Below are 6280 nucleotides of genomic sequence, written 5' to 3'. Positions count from 1 at the left end.
TCTTGATAAGCGTTTTCAAAAGTCATATTTTCTTTCTCTATATAGGTGTCTAAATAATCATATACAATCCGTGACCTTTCTGGTTGTCGAGAAATTTCAAATTCACCTTCTTTTTCTCCATAATTTGTCTGAATTATTTTTGCAGTAATTCCTCGAATAATAATTTCATCGATGTTTTTATATTCTTCTTTATATTTTTCTTGCTCTAATTTTTTTTCAAATTCCTCACCATAATATTCTTCTAATAAGTGATTAGTATAAAGGTGAGAACTCTCATGAAATATAATACGTCGAGTATCTTCATTCCATCTGGGGGCAATTTTTGTAGGAACTGAGTCCGTTTTTTCACAAACATTGTTTAGCACAAATCTTCTTTTCCCGTCAGTCTCGGGTAGAAAATTGATTGCTCTACTTGTTATAGCATTCAAGGGATCAAAATAAACTATAAGATCTGAGTTCTGCTCCGTTCTAAAAAATTCATTTAATTTCTGAGTAATATTATTTGTCTCAATGGAATCCTTAAAAGGTTCAAAATTTATATTGAAATTATCTTCGAAAGAAATGCTGTTTTTGAAATTGATCATTAAGTCTGAAACTGAATCCAGATTTTTACCGTACCAACCAAATTGGTCTGAGAGCATCACCGTGTCGAGATTTTTTTTTGGCTTTAAATGTTCATCAAGAGCTAATGCTAAGGTGGGAAGATCTCCGCTCCACAAATCTCCATTTGCAATTTTTTGAACAAACGGATGATCCGAGTATTTTTTATATGGCAAATAGTGTTGGGAATAAAAATCAGTTTTACAGGGATGAAATTTTTGATCGATGCTGTCCATAATGGCTAAATTGTACGCCAATCTGAATAATTGAATCCGATCATCGATTTTTATAATTGTGTTTGATGTCTCTGTTTTCTTCTGCGGATTCTTTTGAGTGCAATTAAGAAATAATACAGTTAAACTTAAGAGTATCAAGGGATATTTTAATTTCATAGTGTTTGGTTTCCGATTATTTTTCGTGTTGTAGCACGTTTTTATTCCCAGTTTAGTAACCCATTATAAACTCCTAACCAAGTTAATCCGTGGTTATTAATGTCTAATTTTTTATAATCCCATTTGATTTTCGGATTGTTACTGTATTTTAAAATCTCAATGACTTCATTTAAAGGCTCGCTAAACTTTTGTTCATAGTCGTCCCCGTAACCGTTTGCGAAATAGAAGCTTTTAGTTTTTGACAAGTCCGCTTTTACGAACTTTTTAAACCTTTCTATAAACTGTTTTTGATCATAATCATAATTAGGACTTAAGATAATATTGTAATCGAAAAGATTTTCTGTCGACATTGTCGCATAAGTTAGAAAAGTTGCTCCCAATGATTGTCCTATTGCTAATCTGTAATCTTCTGTTCGATAGTTTTCTTTTAAAAATGGCTCTATTTCTTGTTGAATATGCTTTATTAATAAATCTGCATTACCCATTGGTGGTTTATATCTTTCCAAAGTTTCTTCGTGATTATTTGGAGTAAGAAATTCATTCCATCTATCTTCTGTAACAATACCTACAATTATTACTGGTTCAATGTCAGTCATTGATAAAAATTGAATGTTGCCGCTTATATAATTAAATATTCGTTGATTCTGAGCATCAAATAAATAGAGGACTTTAAATTTTTTGTCTGGATTTTTAAAATATTCATCTGGAATAAAAATCTGTAATTCTCTGTCTTTTTCAAATATTTTTGATTTTATAAAAACTGTATTAGTTTCTGCATAATATTTATTTGGGTCAAGTTTAGTTTGCCCAAATATTGAAACTGTAAATAGTAAAAATCCGAAGATTATTATTTTCTGCATTTTATCTGTTTTTATCAAATCTGCTAAAACGGTTTTGTATAAAACTGTGCGCTGGTGAGGTTGATTTTCCGCTTTTAAGGCTTCTTTAATGAAATTGTTCATTTAAAGCGTAAATTTTAAAGTTGCCAGGACTTGGGAAGGACGCAAGCGATAACTACTTTGCACGTAATAATACTCGTTATTGTAAGCATTAATAAACTCATCGGTATTCAAGATATTTCGCCAACTAATGTTTAGATCCATTTTTGGTTTCTCAAAAGTAAACTGATAGCTAAGGTTCACAAAATAATTGTCGCCATTATCAGATAACGAATTTCCGTAATATTCGCCGCCCACACTTAGATACTGATTGTCCTTTGGATAAAAATAAAGATCGAGAGTATGTTGATGGCTTTCTATTTGCTGAAAATCACTTTCTCCAAACCCGGAAGTATAAGTGGAATAATTACCTGAATAATTCGTAATTAGCCAACTGGAAATCTCAGCATCAACACTTCCTTGCAAATTAAAACTTCTTGTATTCACCTCGGCCAGCATATTATTTAGAAGTTGCTGCCGCTTGGATAAATTGTAAGAGGCATTCAGCTTAAGTGTGGTCTTTAGTTTTCTAAAATATTTACTTCCGCCGGCTCTAAAGCTATGATTATCAACGCTATTATCCCGAGCAAGCGCTTCTAAAATTGTTGTTCCATTTTCACCAATATTAGAACTGTACAACAAGTTATTTTTAGAATAACTATACGAATAAGATGCGTTTATAAATAATTGCTTTAACGGATTTCGATAAGCCAGCCCACCACTATAATATTGTCTTGTTTCTTCGGAAATTGGTGCGTTGTACCGATTTAAATTTCGATAATTATTCAGCAAAAACCCATAATATAATTGCTGAAGTTCACCAAAATCATAATTCAATTCTGCTGAAGCATTGGCATCCCAAAAGGCTGAGACTTTTTTATTCACAGAAAACCTAGGCTCAAAAACCAATCGATCGAAACCTCTTTTTTCTTCAAAATTCTGATCTTCGAGCTGATAACTTTTAAATTGAAGCGGCGTACTTAAATTTAAATTCCAGGTTTCATCCTTACTTTCAAATCTGAAAGCGTTTTTAAAATATACCGAAGATTCTACAAACTTGGTTCTGTTTTTAAAATCAGCATCTAAAACCTCTTCCCCGTTTTCCAAAAAAATATCAGTATCTAATTGTTGATTCTGGATCGAAAATCCAAATTTTGGGATATGGTAAATTGGCCAAACTTTTTTGTAAACCCAGCCGAATTATCGGTATATATTTTTCGTGAAGAAACCTGTTGCTGAATCTCGCCATAAGAATCACCATCATTAAAAATAGCCTCAAATTGTCCTGGTTGTACCAATAGATCCTGATTGGTTTCTGTAAAACCGATATTAGAATTGAAAGTGATCAATTGTTTTCCAACAGTTCTAAGCAGGCGTAGATCATTTTTTATTCCGAAGAAAGGATTATCCAGCTGTTGCTTTATTTGCCCATCGGGACGGTCTATAAAACCACGATTAGCATTCCAGGAACCTTTAAACTCTAATTGATCTTTCAGGTAATTTTTATCGGCATTTTTTTCGAAAGTGAGTTGCCCCTCTAGTTTGCTTACAAAAATATCATTATTAGTATTCTCGATCACATCGATCGTATCTGTAGGCGTAAAATATCGGGTTTGTGTACTCCCATCCTGTTGCTGGTAATCATTTAGATAAGAAATGTTCAGTTTTAGATCCAAATCATCCTTCAACCGTTGCAAAATATTTGCTGAACCTAAATGCACATTATTATCTAGCCAACGCTCCGAAGAAAATGGTGGTTTCAAGACATTCTTAATCGAAAGCCAATCTTCTTTATCAATATCAAAATCGTTCTCAAAAAAATTGATCGAAAAATTACGAATCTCGCCAGATACATCGTTCCCGGTGTTATTGCTTTGATAGGTAACAATCGCCTGTCGTTTTTTTGTAAAGATCATTGGGGTTACCTTGGTTTGCCAAAGCAAAGGTGCTGCACCCATCCCGACGGTCGCTGTTCCGCTAACGGTAACATCTTTTTTAAGCTTGATATTGATCGAAGCACGTTCTGAAAACTCCAAACTATCCAAAACTTTTACCGGCTGATGATTTTCGAGAATCTCGACTCTAGAAACCGCATCGGCCGAAAGGTTGTTATTCGCCATATTATAGCGCCCTTCTAACAAATCTAAACCTTCGATATAATATTTTTGGATAGGTTCGTCTTTATAATAGATCTGTCCATTTGGTCGAATATTGATTCCCGGTAATTTCTTTAAAATATCAGCAATCACCCGATCGTTTTTATCTTTAAAGGCAGCTACCGAAAAACTGAGTGTATCGCCACGTTGTTGTAAAATTTCAGATTTTACAATTACTTCTTTTAAAGATTCTGAAGAAGGTAAAAGTTTAACTTGCAATGTCTGCGCTTTATTTTGAACCGTTTGTTTAAACGTACCAAAACCAATGTAGGAAACTTTTAAAAATAAAAATTCGCTATCAGTTTTGACTCCTATTTTAAATTTTCCATCGGTATCTGAAATACCATAAGCTAAGATCGAAGAAACTGAATCTTTACTGATTATTACCGTTGCCCCACTAAGTTTTTCATTTTGATCATCAAAAATCTGCCCCGAAATTTCAGTTTGAGAATAGCTCGCAAAACCAACAAAAATCGATATCAAGAAAAGGAAAATCTGTTTAAAATAATCCAATTGTTCAATTTTTTTTGATTGATGATTATTCGTTAAAATGAAGTTCAATAGGATTATTTCGTTTTTTATATTTTTTAGTTAGTTCTTTCTTTTGTTCAGCTTCATCTTCTTCACTCCAACCGAATTTTATTCCTGCCTTTTGCATTGTTCCAATCGGATCGCGATTATAATCGTCCCGAACCTGATCAAGTTCTTGCTGAGAAACAGCTTTATAGCTGTCCAAATTCATTAGTTTATCCACCGGTTTTTCTAATTCCTGAAATCCCGTTAAGCTAAAATCATAGTGTCCCTGAAGGTCGGAGATCTCTAAAATAAGTCCCGGCAAACCACTAAACTTATAAGGCCCATTGGAGAATGGTAATTCTGGCGCAAACCAGGCGATATAATTTCTACCTGCAAAGGTACCTGTGGCTTTCTGAACGCTAAAGCCTAAAATTTCTTTATTTTCTGGCTGAATTTCCCAATCAATCTGTTTTAGATCCTGTTTATATTTTAATTCATATTGAAAAACCTTTTCGGCTAAAATAAGTTCGTTATCCTTATAATCTTTATAGATGGAGTATTTAAAATCGGTCATTTGGTTGTACTCATCCATCCTCATGGTTTCAGGATTTGTCATATTCTCTAAAGAATCTTTAATCGCTTTACCCAAGCTGGAATACCGCGAGTGGTCGTTACCTAAATAAAGAACTCCAATTTCAGATTTTATAGAATTTGTATCGGTAGAATTTTCTTGATATTCTAAACGGTAAGTAGCTTTATAAGAATAGGATTTTTGTGCCTTCAAATGTCCCAAACTCATTAAAAGTGCAAGGATTATTATACTTCTCATTTTTGTAATTTTTTAGGATTATTGTTTTGGTCAATTCTGCTCCGGTTCACTATTCAGAATAATAATGATCTTCCCGCTCGATAACAAATTATAAAATGAATAGCAGTGTAAAAAAGCTAGTTTTAATTTCGGACACATTAATTTTCGTAATTTTTCAATTTTCATAAACTCTGGCGGGAAAATCCGATTTTCGCTTTATACTCTGCCTTGCATGCGGCACAACGGTTACGGTTATCGCAAGTTGCGGGAGTAGCGACGCGGACTTGTCGGCTTAACCATTTTCTTTCCTGGTTTTTAAAAATACACTTTTTCGACTAAACCCGTTATTTGCGATGAACCGATGTTGCCAACAGTATTGTTTTCCTAAACTTTTGTACTCTTTCTATATTTCCTAACGGTTTTAATTAAAAGGAAGATTATATGGATTAAAATTCCTATTCCTAAAGTTGAAAATATAATTATTAAGAGGATTTTTATTTCTGAATCGAACTGGATGTATTTTGAAATTATTGTTGCAATGTAATTACCTAAGGACAGAAACAAACTTACGATCAAATGTCTATTCAAATTTCGTAAGGAATTTATATATGTTACCGCATTTGTTTTTCTTTGGGTTAATAATATATCTTTCTCACCGTTCTTAATTCTATCACTTATTTCCTTAAGCTGTTCTCTACGACCAATAATAAAGGAATAAAGCACTGTAAAAAGTGTAGCACTGAAGCCAAAAATTACAAGCGAAAAATTTCCTGCATCACTTAAAATATTATTTAATAATATGTCTGTGTGACTGTTATTCATTTTCACTCAAGTATTCCTGAAGTACAGGCGTTAGTTTATCAATTATAA

General features: G+C 33.0%; 6 protein-coding genes. All 6 read right to left on the bottom strand.

The features are described from left to right. Positions 1–992 (bottom strand): hypothetical protein (locus RM529_RS15490; RefSeq protein WP_311485660.1); only part of this gene is annotated, 992 nt, incomplete at its 3' end. A 41-nt stretch (positions 993–1033) separates the two neighbouring features. Beyond that, positions 1034–1954, bottom strand: coding sequence for an alpha/beta hydrolase (locus tag RM529_RS15485; protein ID WP_311485659.1), 921 nt, complete (start codon positions 1952–1954; stop codon positions 1034–1036). After that, on the bottom strand, positions 1955–3037 hold the full coding sequence (locus RM529_RS15480; RefSeq protein ID WP_311485658.1) for a hypothetical protein: 1083 nt from the start codon (positions 3035–3037) through the stop codon (positions 1955–1957). Between the two features lie 14 nt (positions 3038–3051). Beyond that, positions 3052–4599 (bottom strand): carboxypeptidase-like regulatory domain-containing protein, encoded by a 1548-nt coding sequence (locus tag RM529_RS15475; protein WP_311485657.1) that lies wholly within the window; start codon positions 4597–4599, stop codon positions 3052–3054. A gap of 25 nt (positions 4600–4624) precedes the next feature. Beyond that, positions 4625–5431: a GLPGLI family protein gene (locus RM529_RS15470; protein WP_311485656.1), complete on the bottom strand. Its 807-nt coding sequence runs from the start codon at positions 5429–5431 to the stop codon at positions 4625–4627. A 363-nt stretch (positions 5432–5794) separates the two neighbouring features. Continuing rightward, a complete protein-coding gene (locus RM529_RS15465) occupies positions 5795–6232 on the bottom strand; it encodes a hypothetical protein (protein WP_311485655.1) in 438 nt (145 codons plus the stop codon). Positions 6233–6280 lie beyond the last annotated feature (48 nt).

This window comes from Autumnicola edwardsiae, from assembly GCF_031846505.1.
GTDB classification, from domain to species: domain Bacteria; phylum Bacteroidota; class Bacteroidia; order Flavobacteriales; family Flavobacteriaceae; genus Autumnicola; species Autumnicola edwardsiae.
The sequence above is the reverse complement of the archived record's forward strand: the minus strand, read 5'-3'. Positions and strand labels throughout refer to the sequence as shown.